This window comes from Richelia intracellularis HH01, from assembly GCF_000350105.1.
GTDB lineage: Bacteria > Cyanobacteriota > Cyanobacteriia > Cyanobacteriales > Nostocaceae > Richelia > Richelia intracellularis.
In genome coordinates this window covers 1-1,495 of the sequence record NZ_CAIY01000007.1, presented here as the reverse complement: position 1 = coordinate 1,495, position 1,495 = coordinate 1, and the positions used below count along the sequence as shown (strand labels likewise).

1 protein-coding gene is annotated in these 1,495 nt (G+C 27.9%); it reads right to left on the bottom strand.

From position 1 onward, the window contains the following. Positions 1-491: 491 nt before the first annotated feature. Positions 492-1,495, bottom strand: a 1,004-nt coding sequence (locus tag RINTHH_RS00710) for an isochorismate synthase (RefSeq protein ID WP_044304298.1), incomplete at its 5' end; no start/stop codon positions are given.

The following is a 1,495-nucleotide window of genomic DNA, read 5'->3' as shown; positions in this document are numbered from 1 at the left end:
AAATGCTAGATATGATAAGTGTAAAATGTATAAGACTAAAACTAATACTAGTATTTATTAATGATTATAAACTAACATATCTATTACACATTATTATAAACTTAAATGTATTATGATGATACTTTAGGTATATTCTCTAAAATAATTACTAGTTTATTAGTTATATTCTATTGTTACTCTTGGTAGTTACTAGATAATATATTCTAGTATACCTATAACTATGTTATAGATATACTACTACTCATCAAATAAGCTTAAGTTAATTTAATTAGCTTAAGCTTATTTGAGGTAATTAACCTGCCTACATAAATACAAATAATATGGAATACTTTGACATAAGCTTGGCTAAATGAATTTATACTTCATATTTAATTTTTGAATATAGTTACAAGTATTCGTATGAGTTTTCATTAAAACTACTATTTATTTATCACCTTATAAAAATATAATAATTTACATATAAAATAATTAAGTCTAGATTTTTATAATTTTTAGATTAAAGCTCTAAGCAAAGCTTGCAATTTCAATTGAATTTCAGCTAATTCTTTATTTGGATCTGAACCTGCGACAATACCAGCACCGGCATATAATCTAGCATAATTTCCATCTATTAACGCAGAACGAATACCAACAATAAATTCACAGTTACCTTCTGCATCTAACCAGCCTAAAGGTGAGGCATACAAACCTCTTTCAAAACTTTCATAACGACGTATCTCAGTACAAGCTATGTCCGGTAATGTTCCAGCAACTGCAGGTGTAGGGTGTAATTGGGCAAGTATTTTCAATGGGTGTATATTAGGGGGAATGATAGCACTAATTGGTGTCCATAAATGCTGAATATTAGATAATTTTCTTAACCTTGGCGACATGATTTGGGGCAATAAACCTAATTCAGATAGGCTACGAGAAATAAAATCAACTACTAAGTTATGTTCATGCCTCTCCTTATCACTATGAATTAAGCTGTTAGCATAAGCTGTATCTTCTATAGGTGTTTTTCCCCTAGGAGCAGAACCAGCAAGAGCATCTGTAATTAACTTATTTTCAGATATACAAATTAATCGTTCTGGACTAGCCCCAATAAAATTTTGTCCTTTTCCATTACTAATAGAAAATATGTAACAATTAGGATGTGTGATTCTAAGTTGATCTAAAGACTTTATTAGATCAAAGTTATTAGTAGAAATTACATCTAATGCATTTGCTAATACTATTTTTCTAAGTTCATTATTTTTAATTCTATCTAATACAGAAAATATTGAAGACTTAAATTTTTCCGAACCAACTACATAAGCTTCCTTGAATTTGCTTATTTGTATTTTATGATTTATATTCTTGTCTTTAAATGAATTTATAAATCTTGCTTTTTCCCATAAAGATTCTACTAAAATACTAATATCTATATTAGGTGTAATAGCAAAATTTGCAATTAATTTACACTGCTGTTTGTTCACATTAATTTGCCATTTAGGTAAAAAAATATTTGACGGGA